Genomic DNA, 18,664 nt, shown 5'->3' on the forward strand with positions numbered 1-18,664 from the left:
AGGGGCGCTGCATTTGCTGCGCCCGCAGACGTTTTCCCGCAGTGATGGCGTGAGCTATTCACTCCGTTTGTGGCCAGTTGGGGTATAAATCAGCAGTTTGAGTGATGATTTTGTTAGCGTTATGGGTAGGCAATGTTATGCCAAACGACGCGCAAACACTGACAGTGACTGGGGTTGTATCATTTTTTGCTCGTCGATGCGTAATTCTTCAAATAATAATGATAACTACTATCAATCCCTGATTGGTTTGATATGATCGCACGCTGAATTCTTCCTTAAATGTTGAAATGGGTGGAGGCACAGCGTGAAAACGGCTGGCAAAATGACAAATCAAAGTGCTCAGGGCGCAGGCCGTGGGCAATGGGGCGCATTGGGGCGTAGTGTGATCGCCTCACTGGTATTGGTGGTGGGGTTGGCGGGCAACGCTCAGGCGGCTCCGGCCACTGCACCAGCAGTCGCTGAAAGCGTTGCCGCGGCAACGACACCAGCCACACCAACAGCGGTAACCCCAGTGGCGGGTACCCCGGAAAATATCACTCCGGTTAATCCTGAACCGACCATCCAACCGCCAGAAACGCGTGGTATGGACCTTTCCGTCTGGGGCATGTATCAGCACGCCGATATCGTGGTGAAAATCGTGATGATTGGCCTGGTGCTGGCGTCTATCGTCACCTGGACCATTCTGTTTGCCAAAGGCAGTGAGCTGTTTCGTTCCAAGCGCCGTCTGCGCCGTGAGCAGTTGGCGCTGGCTGACGTGCGTTCGCTGGACGATGCCTCCGAACTGGCGCAAAGCTTCTCGCAAGAGAGCATCAGTGCGGTGCTGCTGCAAGACGCGCAGAACGAACTGGAGCTGTCGGCGGCCTCTAACGACAACAACGGTATTAAAGAGCGTACCGGTTTCCGTCTGGAACGCCGCGTAGCGGCCTATGGGCGTCAACTGGGGCGCGGCAATGGCTTCCTGGCTACCATCGGCGCCATTTCACCGTTTGTCGGCCTGTTCGGCACCGTATGGGGTATCATGAACAGCTTTATCGGCATTGCCCATTCGCAAACCACTAACCTGGCGGTCGTTGCACCGGGGATTGCGGAAGCCTTGCTGGCCACCGCGCTCGGTTTGGTTGCGGCCATCCCGGCGGTAGTGATCTACAACATCTTTGCTCGTGTCATTGGCGGCCACCGTGCTCAGGTGGGCGATGTGGCGGCACAGGTGCTGCTGCTGTTGGGCCGCGATCTGGATCTGGCGGCCTCGGCCGATGCCAAACGTTCGCAGCATGCGCACCAACTGCGGGTGGGGTGAGTTATGGCGATGCGCTTAAATGAAGATCTGGACGACAGCGGCGAACTGCATGAAATCAACGTGACGCCGTTTATCGACGTCATGCTGGTGCTGTTGATCATCTTTATGGTGGCTGCGCCGCTGGCAACGGTAGATATTCGTGTCGATCTGCCCGCTTCTTCCGCTAAACCGCAGCCGCGTCCGGAAAAACCGGTGTTCCTGTCGGTGAAGGCAGACAAGCAGCTGTATGTCGGTGATGAACCGGTGACGGCGGAACAGCTGACGTCGGTGCTGGATCAACGCACGCAGTCGAATAAAGAAACCACCATCTTCTTCCAGGCGGACAAGACCGTAGATTATGAAACGCTGATGAGCGTGATGGATACGCTACGCAAATCCGGCTACCTGAAAGTTGGGTTGGTGGGGATGGAAGGCGTGGCCAAGTAATCTGAGACCCAGCCATTTCCTCTTCTTCGGGTTGCCTGACTCGAAGAAGAGGGCCTATTACCTGCTTATTTCTGCACAACTCCCCCGAATTACCACGATACTGCTGACAATCTCAATCGATTTAATCCATTGATTATTTCAACGGGCGCAGCCTGCAGCCCCCCTATGTGGTGAGCCGGTTGATGTTCTCTCGGGCTATTTAGCCACGAGCATGTGCCGCAGCGCGGGTGATTTGCTCATCGGAAGGACGCACACCGGTGTACAACACAAACTGCTCCAGAGCCTGTAAAGCGATCACTTCGGCACCGGTCACCACCTGCAAACCTTGTTCACGGGCATAGCGGATCAGCGGGGTTTCTGCTGGCAGTGCAACCACGTCGAAAGCGATCTTGGCAGCCTTGATAGTGGCCGGTTCAAAGGCCAACTGCTCGGCTTCGCTACCGCCCGCCATGCCGATCGGCGTGACGTTAATCACCATCTCAACCTGCAAATCGCCCACTTCTGGCTGCCACTGATAACCATATTGCGCCGCCAGAGCCTGGCCCGCCTGTGGATTGCGAGCAATGATATGGCCGTTCTTGAACCCGGCATCGCGCAGGGCTGCGGTGACCGCCTTAGCCATACCGCCGCTGCCACGCAGAGCAAACGAGGTGGCCGGAGGGATCTGGTATTTCGCCAGCAGTTTGGCGATGGCGATATAGTCGGTGTTATAGGCCCGCAGGAAGCCGTCGTCGTTGACGATGGTATTGACTGACTCAATTGCCGTGGCCGACGCATCCAGCTCATCAAGGAACGGAATACAGCTCTCCTTGAACGGCATGGAAACCGCACAGCCGCGAATACCCAAAGCGCGCACGCCGCCGACCGCTGCCTGAATGTCTTTGGTGGTGAACGCCTTATAGATGAAGTTCAGATCCAGTTCCTGATACAGATAGTTGTGGAAACGGGTGCCGAAATTGCCTGGCCGACCGGCCAGCGACATACACAGCTGCGTATCTTTGTTGATTTCACGACTCATGACGTGCCCTTAGCTCATTGGGAGAAATGTCCCCACTGGCGGACAAGCACCCGGTGGGGATAATCAGTTTACCTTACGCCAAAAGTCGCGTTATCAAGTACAAAATATTGCCCCCCTTCATCCCATTTTCGGGTAGACCCCAGGTCCGATAGGCAGCCCCAGCACGTACCACACCACCAACAGCAGGGTCCAGACGGCGAAGAACACCAGCGGATACGGCATGATCAGCACGTAGTAGGTGCCGAGTTTGGCGTCTTTCAGGTAGCGTTGCAGAAAGCCAAGGAATAGCGGCAGGAATGGCGACATCGGTGCCAGCGGCAGCACGGATGAGTCCGCGATGCGGAAAATCATCTGGGCGAAGGCCGGGTGAAAGCCCAACAGCATAAACATCGGCACGAAGATCGGGGCGAGGATCGACCAGATGGCGGAACCGCTGGCAATAAACATGCACAGGAAGGCGGACAGGAACATCAGGCCGAGGAACGCCGGTGCGCCGCTCATTCCGGCCGCCTCCAGCAGATCCGTCAGGCCGATGGCCATGAACTTGCCCATGTTGCTCCAGTTGAAGAACGCCACAAACTGCGACAGCGGGAACACCATGACGATAAAGCCCGCCATGTTCTTCATCGGCTCGACCAACTGGTTGGGAATATCGTCCGGGCGGCGGATGCTCTTGGTGACGACGCCGTAAGTGATGGCGACGGTGAAGAAGAACAGGATGATGATCGGCACTATGCCTTTAATAAAGGGCGAGGGGATTACCGAGCCGGTTTGCGGATCGCGCAGTGGGGCACCCTCTGGCACTACCAGTGCGGCCATCACGGCGATAAACACCAGTGCGGAGATCCCGCTCATTATCAGGCCACGGTTTTGTAATGGAGTGAGTTCCTCGAGCTTGTCTTCGGTGGTGCCTTGCCATTTTGGTAGCCGTGGCTCGATAAATTTATCCGTTAACAACGCGCCAGTGATGGTTAGTACGATCACCGAGGTGGCCATAAAGTACCAGTTATCGATCACGCTGACGTGGATTGCGCCGTCAACCGCTTTCGCCGCTTCGGTACTGATGCCGGAAAGCAGCACATCGGTGGTGACAATCAGCAGGTTGGCGGTAAAACCCGAGCCGACACCGGCGATCGCCGCCAGTAGCCCGGCAATGGGGTTACGCCCGACGGCCAGGAAGATCAACGCCCCCAGCGGCGGCATCACTACCAGCGCGGCATCGGAGGAGATATGGCTGAAGAAAGCGATAAACAGCACCATATAGCTGGCGTAGCCGGCGCTGACGTGTGAGGCCATTTTGTACATCAGCGCCTGTAACAGGCCGACCTTTTCCGCCAGACCGGCACCGATCACCAGCGCCAGGATCGCCCCCAATGGTGCAAATCCGCTGAAGTTGTGAATGATATTGGGGAGGATCCATTGTATTCCCTCCACGCTCAGCAGATTTTTTACCTGGATCATTTCCCCGGTGGCTGGGTTTTTCACCACCAGGCCCAACCAGGAAATGAGCGCGGTGGCGAGCATTAACACCACGATCAAATAAACGAATAACAGGAAGGGATTGGGGATTTTATTACCGATACGTTCTACCCAGTAAAAAATACGCCCGGGGCTTTTATTGGCGGATGATGCTATCTCACTCATGATATTACCCTCTTGTCCGTCATCAGATTTTTATAGTTTTATGGGTCGCTATGGAGTCCTGGCTCGGAACGGGAGCCAGAACGGTCGGGATTTACTTCAGTGGGGAAGGTTTCACCCCCGCAGGGATGGGGCATTGATATGGGTGTTCGGCACGTTGCTGGCGGAATTCCTCGCGGCAGGCGTTCAGTAAGGCGTTATCGCTCAGTAAAGCGACGGCGGTAGCGGCCATCACTTTACCGGCCAGGCACATGCCCTTATGGGCTATTGAGGTGCGGCCCTGGGCGACCAACTGCCAGGTATGCAACGGCGTCCCCAGAGCAAAGCAGGGGCTGAAGCACTGGGCCGTTGGCGTGACCCAACTGACGTCGCCGACGTCGGTAGAGCCGTACAGAATTTCTTGTGACTCCAAGTAGGGAGCGACCTCGTCCATCAACACCTTATCGCCCAACTGCCGTACCCATTCCTGCCCAGCCACTCCACCAGTACGTGAAATGTTCAGCTTGGCATTACGCAGGTCGTCTTTACTGAGCGTTTGGCGGATCTCCGTGGCAAAACGCCGCTCTTCGTCGCTGTAATCCGGCAAGCCGAAATCGCACACGTACTGATACATCGCCTGTTCCAGGCGGCGATTGGGGACGTAGTTGGAACAGGCTTTTTCAAAGTGCACCGTCATCTGAGTATCAGTCATCAGCGCAGCGCCTTTGGCCACGTTGACCAGGCGCTGGTAAATATCCTGCACCTGATCGAGCTGTGGAGCGCGCACCAGGTACAACACTTCTGCATCGGCCTGCACCACGTTGGGGGAACTGCCGCCGGTATTGGTGACCGCATAATGCAGCCGGGCTTCCTGCACGATATGTTCACGCAGAAAGTTGGCTCCGGTGTTCATCAGCGTCACGGCATCCAGCGCGCTGCGGCCGAGATGCGGCGAGTTGGCCGCGTGGGCGGCGACGCCCTTGAAGCGGAACGCAGCCTGAATATTGGCCAGGCTGCTGGTATTGAACATGCCGCTGAAGCCTTCCGGATGCCAGGTGAGGGCGGCATCCACATCGGCGAACAGTCCTTCACGCACCATAAAGGTTTTACCAGAGCCGCCTTCTTCCCCTGGGCAACCGTAAAAGCGTATCGTGCCGGTTAACTGTTGCTGTTCCATCCAGGCTTTAACCGCAAAGGCCCCGGCCAGTGCGGCGGTGCCGAGCAGGTTATGCCCACAGCCGTGACCATTGCCGTTTTCCACCAGCGGAGACGGGGTGGCACAGCCCGCATGCTGGCTCAGACCGGCCAATGCATCGTATTCACCCAATAAGGCGATCACCGGATGGCCGCTACCGAAGCTGGCGATAAACGCCGTTTCAATGCCGCCAACGCCGCGTTCAACCTCAAAACCCTCTTGTTCCAAGGCGTTTGCCAGTAGCTCGGCTGAGTGGATTTCGGTAAAGCGGGTTTCCGGGTGATCCCAGATCTCATCGCTTAAGGCACTGAAATGGGCCTGATGACTATCGATGTAATGGTGGATAAAAGAGACCAGTTCCGGTTGTTTCATACTGCGCTCCCAAAAGTCGGTAGGTTCAGTGCCAGGGTAGCCAGCGTTTTTACCGCCACGGTGAGTACCTGCTCGTCAAAGTCGAATTTCTCGTTGTGATGCCCGGCGCTGAGTTCGCAACCGAAAATCACATAGGATGCTTGCCCACCGTGAGATTTCACCCGTTCCATCATGTAGGTGGCATCCTCAGAGCCTGCCGCCTGCTCGCGGCGATCCACCACTGAACCAAGCTCGCTGATGCTGAGTGCCTGGCGATGGATGTAATCCACCCAAGGTTGCGTCGGCTGGCTGCTTTGCGCCGCGCCCATCAGGGTGATGTCGTATTCCACCCCCTGCATGGTCGCGGCCCCTTGGATGACGTTGAGCGCCTGTTGATAGACAAACTCGTTGATCTCATTGGTGGCGCCGCGTGTCTCTACCTTCATAAAGGCGCTGTCTGCGATGACGTTACGGCCGGTGCCCGCCTGCAACACGCCAACGTTGATACGGGAGCTGCCTTCACTGTGGCGGGGGATAGCATATAGCCCAACGCTGGCATGAGCTGCCGCCAGCAGGGCATTGCGGCCATCCTCCGGTTTGGCCCCAGCATGGGAGGCCACGCCACGGAAGGTGACGTCCAGCTTGGTGGTAGCCATAAAGCTGTCGCTGCCGCACACCAGATCCCCGGCCGGTACGCCGGTGCCGATATGCACGGCGGTAAAGAAATCGACGTCATCGACCACGCCGGCTTCCACCATCGATTTGGCTCCACGGGTGCCTTCCTCGGCCGGTTGGAAGATCAGCTTGATGCGGCCATGCAGCTGTGGCTCCAGGCTCTTGAAAACGCGCGCCAACCCTAGGCCGATTGTGGTATGCCCATCGTGCCCGCAGGCGTGCATCATGCCGCTATTGCAGGAGGCGAAGCCTTCACGGAATGGCAGATGGTCGGGATGTAGCAGTTCATTGAGATCGAGCGCGTCCATATCGACGCGAAAGGCGATGGTGGGGCCTGGGCGGCCGGTATCCAGCGTGGCGACAATGCCGGTAAAACCGCCGGAGAAGAAGGGCAGCCATTTCGCCTGGGCACCTTGTTCGATGGCGCGTTGTTCTTGCGCCGCCAGGATTTGTGCAGAGGGTAGCCCCATACGGGCTTCGGCGTTGATCACCTCGCGGCCGAGTTGCAACTGATAACCTAACCGATCCAACTCTTCCGCCACCAGTGAAGCGGTACGAAATTCAAGCCAGCCGGATTCGGCATAGTGGTGGAAGTCACGGCGCCAGGCTTGCAGTTGCGGGTACAGTTCGGTCACCAACGTTGAAAGCGGAGTGTTCATAGCAGTTTTCCATTAGTTATCACGCCTTGAATAAAACTCAGGCAGCAGTGAAGGTCAGACAATTAAATTAAAATTGAATATTTACGTAATTAGTTGCTAAAAGACGTGAATGGCGCTTATTGAGCGCGATACTGCGTTTAAATAAGCGAAATGATGATTGGGTTATTTATTATGTTTTTTTCGAATGTACACAATGGTATCGGGTTAAATAAGATGCCAATATCTTGCTACTGATAAACAACGGTTATCGCCAATCGCCTATGCCAGCCTCGATAAAATTGCACCAGTTACGCGCCTTTGTGGAAGTCAGCCGCCAGGGCAGTATCCGCGCCGCCAGCCGTACCTGTAACCTTTCCCAGCCTGCGTTGACCAAGTCAATTCAGGAACTGGAGGAGGTGCTCGGCGCCAAGCTGTTTGTCCGCCGCAGCAAAGGGGTGGTCTTAACCGACTGCGGTGATAACTTTTTTCAGCATGCCAGCCTGATCCTCGAAGAGCTGCGGGTGGCGCAGGAGGATATTCAGCAGCGGTTGGGGCTAGCGGGCGGCTCGGTCAATATCGGTGTCGGTGGCAGCGTTGCCCGCACGGTAATGCCGAAAGTGATCACCCAGTTTCACCGCGAATATCCCAATGTGAAGGTGCGCATCGTGGAGGGGCAACTGGTCTCGATGATCCCGGAGTTACGCCAGGGGGAACTGGATTTTACCATTAATACCTACTACCCCAGCAGCATGGACAATGAGTTGAGCTTTGAGCGGCTGATGGAAAGAGAATACAAGGTGGTGGTGCGCAAAGGGCACCCTTGTGAGAACGCCCGCACGCTCAAGGAGCTGCAACATTGCGATTGGACTATGCCAACCCCCAATGGCAGCTACTACCGCCTGCTACATGAACTGTTTGGTGATATGGGGATGGCACCGGCGATCAGTGTCACCTGCGAAACCTTTATGGCCTGTACCAGCCTGGTGGCGCAGAGTGACTTTGTCAGCATTCTGTCGGTTGATGTGATCTCCGATCCTATCCTGGGCCGTCATCTGGTCGCGTTAGAATTGGATGAAGCCTTACCACAAGCTACCTTCTACCTGATCCAACGAAAGGATATGACGCTCACGCCGATGGGTGCCTACCTGGCCCGCCTGTTCAGGCAGCATTGCCGGTAGCAGCCTATCCGTGGTGCCGTTAGCGGCGAATACAGACGATCAGAGGATTAGTAAATCCTTTGATAATAATGGCATTTCTATCTAAATCCCTGATCTTTGAGTAAAACCCGATGCCCGGGGTTTGCGGTAACACTCTGTTCTGCCAAAGGTCTGCTGGCGTATTATCCGTGGGGTGGCTCTCTGTACGGGTAAAGACGATTTCGTTCACATTTTCCAGCTCTGACGGGGCAACGGTAAAGTAGACTGTCCTTCTCAGGATATAGTCATGGCCCTTATTCTTGATTGAGCCGGAAAATTTCAAAATCCCATCATATGCCGACCTAAAAATGACGTCGACATGGGTGTTGACCTCGACTTCGTCAGCTTCATTGATTCTGAGGTGCGCGAACAGCTGAGCATCACAATGGAACGGCTTGCGGGACTGCACCTGATAAATATAAAAAAGGGTTGAACAAAAACTAATAATCAACAGCAGGGCTACGACGATTTTTTTCATATTATTACTCTACTGTTTTGTAATTTAAACAATTTTTATAACTGGTGGCATCAATTTTACTACAGGCAGCGAGCAGCCGAACTCTGAAACGGTCGTTATTAGGGTGTGCCTCTGCATAAAAAACATCCAGATCCTCCCGCGAACAGTCTATGCCTTCCGCTGCTATCTCCTTGACGATTTTAGCCGTAAACTCTTGATTTGGCTTGTCGTCATTTAAGTTATAGATACTGCATTTTTCATGAGTCACCACGAAGTTCACGCTCTCTTTTTGGTTGTGTCTCAGCATTGTCGTGCCAGTTACCGTGGTCAGTAACAGTAAAAGAGCAAGTATGTAGATTATCATCTTGTGTTTTTTTAACGACAAATAGATAGATTGATGTTCTCCTTGCTCAGTCATTGTCGGCGGTAGGGTTTCTGATGAGGTGTGAGATTCTTCAGTGACAGGAACCCTGGAGACCGGTGCTTCTTCTGTGATCCCCTGCTCCGATTTTTGTATCGGATGGATTTCCGCATCCATTCTAAAACCGACGCGGGGAACGGTGGAAATTATATCCTTACTCACGCCGAGATTAGTGAAGGCTTTGCGTAGCTCACTAATATGGTTATTCAGGCTGGCATTAGACGGTGAAAAGCCATAGTCCGCCCAGACATTTTTTAGCAGGTCATCGCGAGCAAGGTTAACTCTATTGTTGTTGATCAACTCACTGAGTAACCGGGTTGCTGGCTTTGATAATTCAACAGATTGCTGAATGTCGTTTTTAACCGTCAATATTCTATTGTCAGGATCAAAGATAATATTAAGGTTTATTATATATTTCATGGCGATAACCGAGCATCCTTGGTGTTAGTGTTGAACTGCGTCCAGTGATAAGAATAGTCTTAATGGCTTGACTGTGCGTAGGAATTTAGTTGTAACCCGCTACCCTAGTCAACCCTGATTTGAACTATTTTTTCAGCAATAATAACTAGTTGAATTCAAGACAGTATTACCTACTCGCTTATCGGTTTTTTTTTGCCCCAAACGGAATTAAATATATTAAAATTGATAATTTTTAGTCATTAAATCTAATTTTTATCTATTAAGTAGGTTATTTTGCTTGTTCACTATCTAGTCATTAAGATTTATCGCAACGCCAAACCACTGGCGAAAGCGTTTAAAGAGTGTACGTAACGGTGAAATCGGTAACGAGCCAAATGCCAACAACAAAGTGACGGTGTCCTTCAATGGTAACCTCGCTGCCGTCGCAGACCCTTGGATATTGGGGGCTAGCCCCGTCATTGAGGATGCTAGCGGTCCTATTAAGCTGACTGGGCCAACCACCATCCAAAAGCTGCCAAAAAGCATAATCCCCTGAACTTCAGTGCCTATCTGCAGGGGGATGGTGCGTCTGCCACTGTTACCAAAGGCTAATTCAAGGCGGTTGCCGGCCTCACTTTAGCTGACCAGTCATCGGCTACGTCATTATAGGCATAACCTATTTTTGGCATGCGGAGGTATCCGCATCTCTTGTTTGGGGGTGTTAGCGTCAAGGATGATTTGTCATATAAACGAAACCCATATTATCGCGTGTTTTCATGCCGATTTATAAGGAACTAAAATGACACCACATATTGTTATCACTATTCAGGATAGCAACCGTTATTTTGCTCTGGGCATTCAACATATTTTGCAGGACTATTTTTTAGCTAAAGGCTGTACATGGAGTTTTGTGCCGGTTGCGCCTGGGATAACGATCGACCTGATGGTTTGTGTCAACCCCTTTGGCTGGTCTTCGCGGTTCAATTCTCGCCGGGAAAATCCGCAGAACCGGCGGCTTGGGACGATTATCATAAATGATACGGCTGGTGAGAATAAAATACGTCAGCATGAACTTGCGCTATTAGGTCGCAAGGAACGGCCTGATGCCGTGGTGCGTCTGGTTGAGGAATTGTTTGAGCAGGCAAGTCAGTCGTCTTTGACAGACGATACGGTAAGTGTGTGTCGGCATTTGCATCTGACCCCGCGTGAGCGCGACGTTCTGCAAGGGATCTCACAGGAATTAACACCTGACGAGATCGCGAGCAAACTTTCGCTTAACGTCAAGACAGTCAGCACCCATAAACTCACGGCGATGCGCAAGCTGGGCTTCAAGCGTAATGGCGAATTATATTACTGGCTGCTGCAAGGTGGCCTGTGGTTGGGAAATAGCACGCGATAAACCAAATACAGCTGCCAGCGACGCAAGCGGTGGGAGATCAGAGCCTTTTGTTGAGCCCTGTGGCCGTTTAGGGGAGGATTGGGCTCGCATAATTCCTAATTATGCCGGTTGGTTTTTGCCGTATTGTTTTTTCTCAATGCTTACGACACTATCTCAGGCAAAATTCACTCGGGATGAGAGTGAGCACTGGAGATAAGTAAGGATATCGATGAAAAAACTCATAGTAGCCGCGGTGGTCTCAACCCTCGCTGGTACCAGCCAGTTCTCACTGGCCTCTTCCGATGAAACTGGCTGCCGCTGGAGCGACTATTGCGCAATGGGCGGTGTGCCTTACCTGGCCGCTGATAATGATACCCGCGTCAATCTACTGATGCTGGCGGCGGGAATGCGTAATTTACCCGTGGCGTTGTCGTCATTGCCGCAGGATATCAGCCGCAGTAGAGGCTACCAGTTTGGCGTATTTCCTGGTGAAGCAGCGCCTGCAACCGATCAGACCACCACACCAGGCCAGACAGCCGTGCCGCAGGAAGACCCACTCGATGCGCTAGCATTAAGCCTGGGCATTAAACCTTCGGGGTTAACCGGCTTTTCAGCCGAATATGAAGGCCGCTGGATCTCTAATAATCCGCTGTCACTCAGCCAATTTTTCCAGACCTTGTTGGACGACCAGCAGTTAGATCAGGCCGAACGCGATTTACTGGCGTTGCGCCGGGCCAAAATTTACCGGGGTGAAGCGCAGCCGGAGCAGTTCTTACCGCTGATGGCCAACTATGCCGCAGGGTCTCATGCGGCGGCGTTCAGAGATTACCTCACCAGTGCGGAACAGTTTTATCAGGGGCAGTTTGCCGATGCGGATACTGGGTTCCAACGGCTTAAAGAGTCGGATCAACCATGGGTAGCCGAAACCGCCGCTTATATGCTGTTCCGCGTGGCCTTGAACCAGATCACTGAAAATGCCACGGATCAGTACGGTATGTTCGATCCGCAGCGGGCTAATAAAGAGGCGGGCGCTCTGGCATTGCAACGTGCGCAGGCCTATCTGGCCGCTTACCCCAAAGGTGAATATGTGGCTTCCGTGCAGGGATTACAGCGCCGGGTGAATTGGTATCTGTCCGACTGGCCACGATTGGCACAGCTGTATGAAACCGAGATCGCCGCCGCCACCGATATCAATACGCTTGGCGCGATGATTGATGAAGGGGATCAAATCCTGCTGAGCCGCAACATTCCTTATGACAGCGCAGAGCAACCCTTTGTCAGCAGTGCCGATGCCCCGTTGTTGACCTTCACTCAAACCATGAAGTGGCTGCGTAAATACAATCTCGATAACCAGTCGATGCCGAAAGTGAGCGATGAGATGCTGCAGGGGTACAAACCGATGTTTGTTGCCGCCAATCAGTTGCCGCTCTGGGAATATATGCATAATGCCTGGCTGTTCTATCAGCAAAAGGATTATGCCGCGGTCACCAGGGCGATCCAGCCAACGGCACAGTTGGCAGCGAACGATCTCATCGCGTTCAGCCAACAGATCCTCTACGGCGATGCCCTGGTGATGCAGGAAAATTGGCAGGGTGCCGAAGCCCATTGGCGTCATCTGCTTGGCATGAAGCTTGCCCCTTATCAGCAACAGTATCTGCAGCAGATGTTGACCACCGCCTTGGTGCAGGAAAATAAAACTGCCGCTATTTTTGCCCCTGACAGCCCAATCAATAGCCTGCGTTATCGCTCCGTGGTGCTCAAAAGCCTGGCCAACAAAGCGTTGCTGCAACAGCAAGCCGCGGGCGCACCCAATGACGAAGAAAAGACCATCGCTCTGCATACGCTGCTGTTCAAGGATTTGATGGTAGGCGACTACCAGGGGTTTATTGACGACAGCCAACTGAAAAAAAATATCAAGCAGACGCCTGACCCACAGGTATTTGGCGATGTCGCACTCAGCGTTTTCGATTGGGATGGCAGTCGGACCGAGCCTGGCTATTTCTGTGCTTCTTTAGACGCTAACGTTGCCGTATTGGCGAAGAACAAGACCGATGCGCACGCCATGAACTGTGTGGCAGAGTTCTTGCGTACCACCTTTGCCGATATCAGCACCGAAGCGGAAATGGGGGGTAATGAACAGCTGGATGACCTGGCTGGGGCCGAACTGGGTAAAGATAAAGCGCACGGCAGATTAAAATATTATCAGCAAGTGATCGCCGATCCCAAGGCCGAACCGGAAGATAAAACCTATGCGCTGTACCGGGCGGTGATGTGTTTCTCACCTTCCGGCTACAACAGCTGCGATCGGCAGGAGATCTCGCAAAAAACTCGCCAACGTTGGTTTAACCTGTTGAAGAGCCAGTATAAAGGTAACCAATGGGAACAAAAGCTCAAATACTATTGGTGACGCGGTTATTGCTGCTGCTGTGGTTGCCGGTCTTTGCAACCGCCGCAGCGGCGGATAACGCAGCTGGCCGGTATGTCAATGCGCATAATTACCGCGCATTCTGGCTTTGGTCCGGGGTTTGGCCGCAGCCTGCGTTGCAGCAGGCCGATCTGCTCTATCTCCATCAGGGTGAAATCGTGAACGGCCGCCAGGGCGCTCGTTTTCTGAAGTTAGGGCTGCCGCTGAGCAAGCTCCAGGCACCCGCCGTCTGGATCACCGTACGTGTTGCTACTCTGGACATGTCCGACGAAGTATTGGCCTCGGCGGTGCGTCTGCCTGCCCGTTGGGCAGCGGCAGGCAATCGGGTGGTAGGGCTACAGATCGACTTTGACGCGGCAACCTATCAACTGGATAAGTACGCGGAGTTTCTCGACAAGCTGCGCGGTCGGTTACCTAAAGAATATGCTTTGGGCGTGACTGGCCTGCTCGATTGGGCAAAGACCGGTAACGTCAGCCAGTTGAATGCGTTGCCAATCGATGAGTTGGTGATCCAAACCTATCAGGGGCGGCGTACGGTCACGGAATATGAACGCTATCTCCCCGCGCTGCTTAAGCTACAAATCCCCTTCAAAATCGGTCTGGTGCAGCAGGGCGACTGGAACTCCGAATGGCAACGGCGGCTGGCCACATCGCCTTATTATCGCGGTGAGGTGGTTTTTTTGTTGAATACGAGCCTATAGTTGTTAATTTTATGCAAGTATATCAATTGGATAACCATATTATTTGCTTATGCTAGTATGCAGAACTTAACTGGTCTAGAATAGGTATGAATCGAACGATTTATACCTATTTGAACGACTGAGGAGATTGCCATGATTAGCTTTACGGCCAACCAGGCCAAAACCCAGTTTGGCGAGATGATAACTAAAGCTCAGCGTGAGCCGATCAGCATCACCAAAAACGGTAAACCTTCCGTAGTGGTTATGTCTGTTGAGGATTACAACGAGTTTGAGGCGTTGAAACTGCAAAGCTTGCGCGCCAAGCTTGCGCGCTCCATTACTCAGGCAGAGGCTGGCCAGTTGCATGAGGGTGATCAGGTATTTGACGAGTTGATGAAGGATCTCTAATGGCTAACTACAAACTGACTGACGATGCGCGAGAGGATTTGCGCGAATTAAAGGCATTTTCTCTGAGGCAGTTTGGAACGTTGACAACAAGGGAATACTTGGCTGGTATGCGTGCCACTATGCAGCATTTGGCTAATATGCCGGGGATGGGCACTAATGAAGTTGAAAGTTTAGGGTTGGATATATGGAGTTTTCCGTATATGAGCCATACGATCTATTATCAACGTGCCGCTGATGGAATTTCTATCATCGGCGTTGTTCACCAGAGTCGCCTACCAACGTTGTTATTAAATCGTCGGATATGAACATAGGAGGAAGGAACTCTCTTTGCCTGTTATTTTGCGCTCCTGTTTTGCAGACTATTTATGTAGGGGCGCTGCATGCTGCGCCCGACCAAACCCCGTTCCAGCCTTTAATCCCACCACTAAACACTGACTAAACAACCGGGGATTTTACCCGTGTTTAGTAATGCCATGGCGCTGGGCTTGATTGCTTTCACAAAAGCATCACGCAACCGCTGCGCGGCCGGTAAAGTCGCTTGATTGAGTCATATCTCCGCTATAAATTGATCTGCATCGTTTCACTAAAACGATACAGATTATGTCAGAGGTTCTATTTAACGTATTGATTATGCGGTGATTTAACGGATTGTCGTCCATAACGTCACCGATTAACGTCAGCACCGGAGGGGGGAGCGAAAATATGGCCAATATTCGTGATGTCGCACATCTCGCCGGTGTTTCCGTGAGCAGCGTTTCCAACGTGTTAAATGGGCGCAGTAATCAAATGCGCCCGGAAACCCGGCTGCGTATTGAACAGGTGATGCGTGAATTGAACTATCAGCCAAACAGAGTGGCGCAGCAGTTGAAAACCGGGCATGCCCGGATGATCGGTCTGCTGGTTCCCTCGATCGTCAACCCCAGCTTTTCTGCCCTGGCTCGCGAGGTTGACCTGGCGGCTAAAGAACACCGCTACCGGGTGCTGTTGGGCAACACCTATCGGCAAGAAGATGAAGAGCGCACCTTTATCGAAGATATGTTCGCCCATGGGGTGCGCGGCATTATCGTTGCGGCGAGTGATATCCGTAAGACCCATTTCGCACAGGCTGCCGAAATGGGAATGATGATCGTCAACTACGATAGCCGGATGGCGGGGAGCTTCACCGCTGATGCCCGGTTATTCGATAGCGTCTCAATGGACAACGTAGAGGCCGGGCGGTTGGCGGCTCAACACCTGATCGAACGCGGTTGCCGCAATATCGTCTTTGCCACCGAGGCCAGTCTGACCATGAGCCGCAGCCATAAGATTGAAGGGTTTCTCACCGTGGTGCGTAATCATCGCCTGCCCGCTCAGCAGCGGGTGATAGAAGGCAAAGCCAGTGGAGAGTATGGCGATACCGAGATGGCCGAACTGGGCTTTACCTTGGCCGCTCAGGTAATGGCTCTTTCTCCACGCCCGGATGGCGTGGTTGCTATCAACGATGCTCTGGGTATCGGCCTGTTGGCGGGGCTGCGGGAAGCGGGAGTGGCGGTGCCTGGTGAGATATCGGTGGTGGGTATCGACAATATTCCGCTCTCGGGGCTGGTGTGGCCCGCACTGACCTCCGTCATGCCACCGCTTGCCGAGATGGCCCAATTGATGGTGGAGCGCTTATTGCAACGCGTGGGGGATCCTACATTAATCCCTGAAGAGTTTATTTTCCCGCCGACGTTAGTCAGCCGCCAGTCGGTAATAACTATTACGCCATAACGCAAATAGTGTAACGAGAACGATTAAATAGCATTGTTTATTATCAGGTAAATATACCTGTATCCATCAGGCATGCCTGTAGCAGATTATTATTCCGATTAACAACATTGGAAGTATTCTATTATGCAAAAAAGAACGCCTCAGGAAATTGAACGCAGTGCCATTAGGAAAATGACGCTGAATATTGTCCCGTTAATGATCTTATTATACTTTCTGGCTTTTTTGGATCGTAATAATATGGTCTATGCGGCAATTGCTCTGGAAGATAGCCTGGGGTTAACCGCCTCGGCCTTTGGCTTTGCCTCTGGGATATTCTTTATCGGCTATTTTATGTTTGAAATCCCCAGTAATGCGGGAACCATCAAGTTTGGGCCGCGTATCTGGTTTGCCAGGATCCTTATCACCTGGGGGATATTTGCCGTGTTGATGGGTTTTGTCCGCACGCCGATGGAGTTGTATATCTGTAGATTTATGCTGGGAGTCTGTGAGGCGGGCTTTTTCCCCTCGGTTGTCTATTACTTCACGGTGTTTTTCCCGGAGAAGTACCGCACCAAAATCCTCGGCATGTTTATCATCGTACAGCCGTTGTCGAACGCTATCGGCTCACCGATTTCCGGGCTGATCCTTAACATCCAACATGGCTGGTTTGGCCTGGAGCCCTGGCAGTGGCTGTTTATCCTCGAAGGCATTCCACCGGTGATTATTGGCCTGTTTATCCCTTTTATTATCAAGAACTCACCAAAAGATGTGGGCTATCTCGATGTGGAAGAGAAAGCCTGGCTGATGGACAACGCCACGCGCAGCAAATCGGGTTCCAAGGTCAAGCTGTCTGATTTCATGCAGGGCATAAAAAATAAAAAGTATCTGTTATACGCCATGTTGAATTTTGGCATGGTGTGCGGGATCTACGGTTTCGGGATGTGGCTGCCTTCCATTATCACAGCTATCTCTGGCGATGATATTTTCCACGTAAGTCTGATTGCTTTTATTCCCTATGGCTTGGCCGCTCTGCTGGTTTATCCGTGGAGCCTGTGGGCCAGTAAAAGCAAAAAAATCGGCGTGTTTGCCGGTATCAGTATGATTGTCGCCGCCTTTGGCCTGATAGGTGCCGTGGTGTTCTTTAACTACAACGTATTTGTTGCGCTGATGTTCCTGAGCGTTGCTGCGATAGGTATCTATACCTCGGTTCCTTCATTCCTTTCCATGCCCGCCAATATTTCTACCGGGGCGGCGGCAGCGGCCGGACTGGCGGTGGTGAGCTGTATCGGTAATATCGGGGGTTTTGTCGCGCCTTATGTGGTCGGGTTATTAAAGGACGTCACTAACAGTAATACTTCGGGGCTGATTTTCCTGTCGCTGTGTTTATTGGTTACCGGATTGATATGCATTTTTTACTGCGCCAAACAGCGTGAAGGCGTTATTCGCTCATAACTGGTTTTATCTGCAAATAATCGAGAGGCAATAAAATGGGAAATCTAACGGGTAAGAAAGTGTTTATCACCGGAGCCGAGCAGGGGATTGGCAAAGCTACCGCAGAGCAGTTGATTAACGCCGGGTGTGACATCTACATCCACTATTTCAGCGGCGAAGAGGGGCCAAAGGAACTGGCTGAGCTAGCCCATTCACGCGGTCAACGCGCCGCCTATGGTTATGCTGATTTAACCGATACCGCAGATACTCAGCGATGCGTCGCTGCCGCCGCCGAGTTTTTGGGGGGGATAGACATACTGATCAATAACGTGGGCGGCATTATCGCCCGTAAATGGCTCGGTGAGATCGACCGCCAATTCTGGCAGACGGTGATTGATGTCAATATGACGACCATGCTGAACGTCACGCAAAGCGCGCTACCTTACTTAAAAAGCGCCAAGGACGGAGCTAGCGTCGTCAATCTGGCCTCACTGGCTGGCCGTGCTGGCGGGCATTCTGGTTCACTGGTTTACTCCATGGCCAAAGGGGCGGTATTAACCTGGACCCGTTCCCTGGCTGCGGAACTGGGTGAACATGGCATCAGGGTCAACGCCGTAGCGCCGGGACTTATTCTTGGCACTCGCTTCCATAACCTGCATACCAGCAAAGAATCTGCCGATGAAACCATCCACGGCATCCCCCTTGGCCGCGCGGGGAGCCCGGAAGACGTTGCTCGGGTGATTAAATTCCTCGCCTCGGAATATGACGGCTTCGTCTCTGGTGCCACCATCGATATCAACGGCGGTATTTACCGTATGTGATCCTACTCAGCCGCTGATAAACCGCAACCGATTCATCATGCTGTACCCGTTTAGATGATAAATGGTTAGCCGGAGATCGCGGCTCCCCTCTCCCCCAAAA

The 18,664-nt window shown here is 52.8% G+C and carries 17 protein-coding genes; 11 read left to right on the plus strand and 6 right to left on the minus strand.

Annotated features, from left to right (window positions below):
* Nucleotides 1–304 precede the first annotated feature (304 nt).
* Nucleotides 305–1,297: a tol-pal system-associated acyl-CoA thioesterase gene (exbB, locus tag ACMV5I_RS05940; RefSeq protein WP_121607867.1), complete on the plus strand. Its 993-nt coding sequence runs from the start codon at nucleotides 305–307 to the stop codon at nucleotides 1,295–1,297.
* Nucleotides 1,298–1,300: 3 nt separating this feature from the next.
* Nucleotides 1,301–1,723, plus strand: coding sequence for a TonB system transport protein ExbD (gene exbD / locus ACMV5I_RS05945; protein WP_024483005.1), 423 nt, complete (start codon nucleotides 1,301–1,303; stop codon nucleotides 1,721–1,723).
* A 199-nt stretch (nucleotides 1,724–1,922) separates the two neighbouring features.
* Here the strand turns inward: exbD and ACMV5I_RS05950 are convergent, their stop codons facing one another.
* The 4 genes from ACMV5I_RS05950 to ACMV5I_RS05965 form a co-directional block, all read right to left on the minus strand.
* Complete coding sequence (locus tag ACMV5I_RS05950; RefSeq protein ID WP_059201810.1) at nucleotides 1,923–2,741, minus strand: shikimate 5-dehydrogenase; 819 nt, start codon at nucleotides 2,739–2,741, stop codon at nucleotides 1,923–1,925.
* Between the two features lie 117 nt (nucleotides 2,742–2,858).
* A complete protein-coding gene (gene abgT / locus ACMV5I_RS05955) occupies nucleotides 2,859–4,385 on the minus strand; it encodes a p-aminobenzoyl-glutamate transporter (RefSeq protein WP_414823869.1) in 1,527 nt (508 codons plus the stop codon).
* Between the two features lie 91 nt (nucleotides 4,386–4,476).
* Complete coding sequence (locus ACMV5I_RS05960) at nucleotides 4,477–5,928, minus strand: M20 family metallopeptidase (protein WP_414823870.1); 1,452 nt, start codon at nucleotides 5,926–5,928, stop codon at nucleotides 4,477–4,479.
* Nucleotides 5,925–7,241 carry a M20 family metallo-hydrolase gene (locus ACMV5I_RS05965; protein WP_414823871.1) on the minus strand — a complete coding sequence of 439 codons (1,317 nt, stop codon included), beginning with the start codon at nucleotides 7,239–7,241 and terminating at the stop codon, nucleotides 5,925–5,927. The genes ACMV5I_RS05960 and ACMV5I_RS05965 overlap by 4 nt, the downstream gene beginning before the upstream one ends.
* A 260-nt stretch (nucleotides 7,242–7,501) precedes the next feature.
* On the opposite strand from ACMV5I_RS05965, the gene ACMV5I_RS05970 reads away from it, so the two are divergent.
* The gene (locus ACMV5I_RS05970; protein ID WP_414823896.1) at nucleotides 7,502–8,398 is read left to right on the plus strand and encodes a LysR family transcriptional regulator; all 897 of its coding nucleotides are present in this window, start codon (nucleotides 7,502–7,504) and stop codon (nucleotides 8,396–8,398) included.
* Nucleotides 8,399–8,417: 19 nt separating this feature from the next.
* On the opposite strand, the gene ACMV5I_RS05975 is transcribed toward ACMV5I_RS05970, so the two are convergent.
* Together ACMV5I_RS05975 and ACMV5I_RS05980 are read right to left on the minus strand one after the other, a co-directional pair.
* Nucleotides 8,418–8,894, minus strand: coding sequence for a hypothetical protein (locus tag ACMV5I_RS05975; RefSeq protein WP_121607858.1), 477 nt, complete (start codon nucleotides 8,892–8,894; stop codon nucleotides 8,418–8,420).
* 4 nt (nucleotides 8,895–8,898) lie between these two features.
* Nucleotides 8,899–9,714, minus strand: a complete 816-nt coding sequence (locus ACMV5I_RS05980; RefSeq protein WP_121607857.1) for a winged helix-turn-helix domain-containing protein — start codon at nucleotides 9,712–9,714, stop codon at nucleotides 8,899–8,901.
* A 778-nt stretch (nucleotides 9,715–10,492) separates the two neighbouring features.
* Between ACMV5I_RS05980 and ACMV5I_RS05985 the strand changes: the two genes are divergently transcribed.
* The 8 genes from ACMV5I_RS05985 (at nucleotide 10,493) to ACMV5I_RS06020 (ending at nucleotide 18,564) form a co-directional block, all read left to right on the plus strand.
* Entirely contained in the window at nucleotides 10,493–11,092 is a 600-nt protein-coding gene (locus ACMV5I_RS05985; protein ID WP_121607856.1) for a helix-turn-helix transcriptional regulator, read from the plus strand.
* A 208-nt stretch (nucleotides 11,093–11,300) separates the two neighbouring features.
* Entirely contained in the window at nucleotides 11,301–13,478 is a 2,178-nt protein-coding gene (locus ACMV5I_RS05990) for a hypothetical protein (protein ID WP_414823872.1), read from the plus strand.
* Nucleotides 13,448–14,197 (plus strand): DUF3142 domain-containing protein, encoded by a 750-nt coding sequence (locus ACMV5I_RS05995; protein WP_414823873.1) that lies wholly within the window; start codon nucleotides 13,448–13,450, stop codon nucleotides 14,195–14,197. The genes ACMV5I_RS05990 and ACMV5I_RS05995 overlap by 31 nt, the downstream gene beginning before the upstream one ends.
* Nucleotides 14,198–14,329: 132 nt before the next feature.
* Entirely contained in the window at nucleotides 14,330–14,584 is a 255-nt protein-coding gene (locus ACMV5I_RS06000; RefSeq protein WP_021179555.1) for a type II toxin-antitoxin system Phd/YefM family antitoxin, read from the plus strand.
* Nucleotides 14,584–14,889, plus strand: coding sequence for a type II toxin-antitoxin system RelE/ParE family toxin (locus tag ACMV5I_RS06005; protein WP_202673098.1), 306 nt, complete (start codon nucleotides 14,584–14,586; stop codon nucleotides 14,887–14,889). The genes ACMV5I_RS06000 and ACMV5I_RS06005 overlap by 1 nt, the downstream gene beginning before the upstream one ends.
* Before the next feature lie 397 nt (nucleotides 14,890–15,286).
* Nucleotides 15,287–16,333: a LacI family DNA-binding transcriptional regulator gene (locus ACMV5I_RS06010; protein ID WP_414823874.1), complete on the plus strand. Its 1,047-nt coding sequence runs from the start codon at nucleotides 15,287–15,289 to the stop codon at nucleotides 16,331–16,333.
* 123 nt (nucleotides 16,334–16,456) lie between these two features.
* Complete coding sequence (locus ACMV5I_RS06015; RefSeq protein ID WP_414823875.1) at nucleotides 16,457–17,764, plus strand: MFS transporter; 1,308 nt, start codon at nucleotides 16,457–16,459, stop codon at nucleotides 17,762–17,764.
* Nucleotides 17,765–17,799: 35 nt separating this feature from the next.
* Entirely contained in the window at nucleotides 17,800–18,564 is a 765-nt protein-coding gene (locus tag ACMV5I_RS06020) for an SDR family NAD(P)-dependent oxidoreductase (protein ID WP_174333639.1), read from the plus strand.
* Nucleotides 18,565–18,664 lie beyond the last annotated feature (100 nt).

Source organism: Serratia sp. T13T92, from assembly GCF_047530105.1.
Taxonomy (GTDB): Bacteria; Pseudomonadota; Gammaproteobacteria; order Enterobacterales; family Enterobacteriaceae; genus Chania; species Chania fonticola.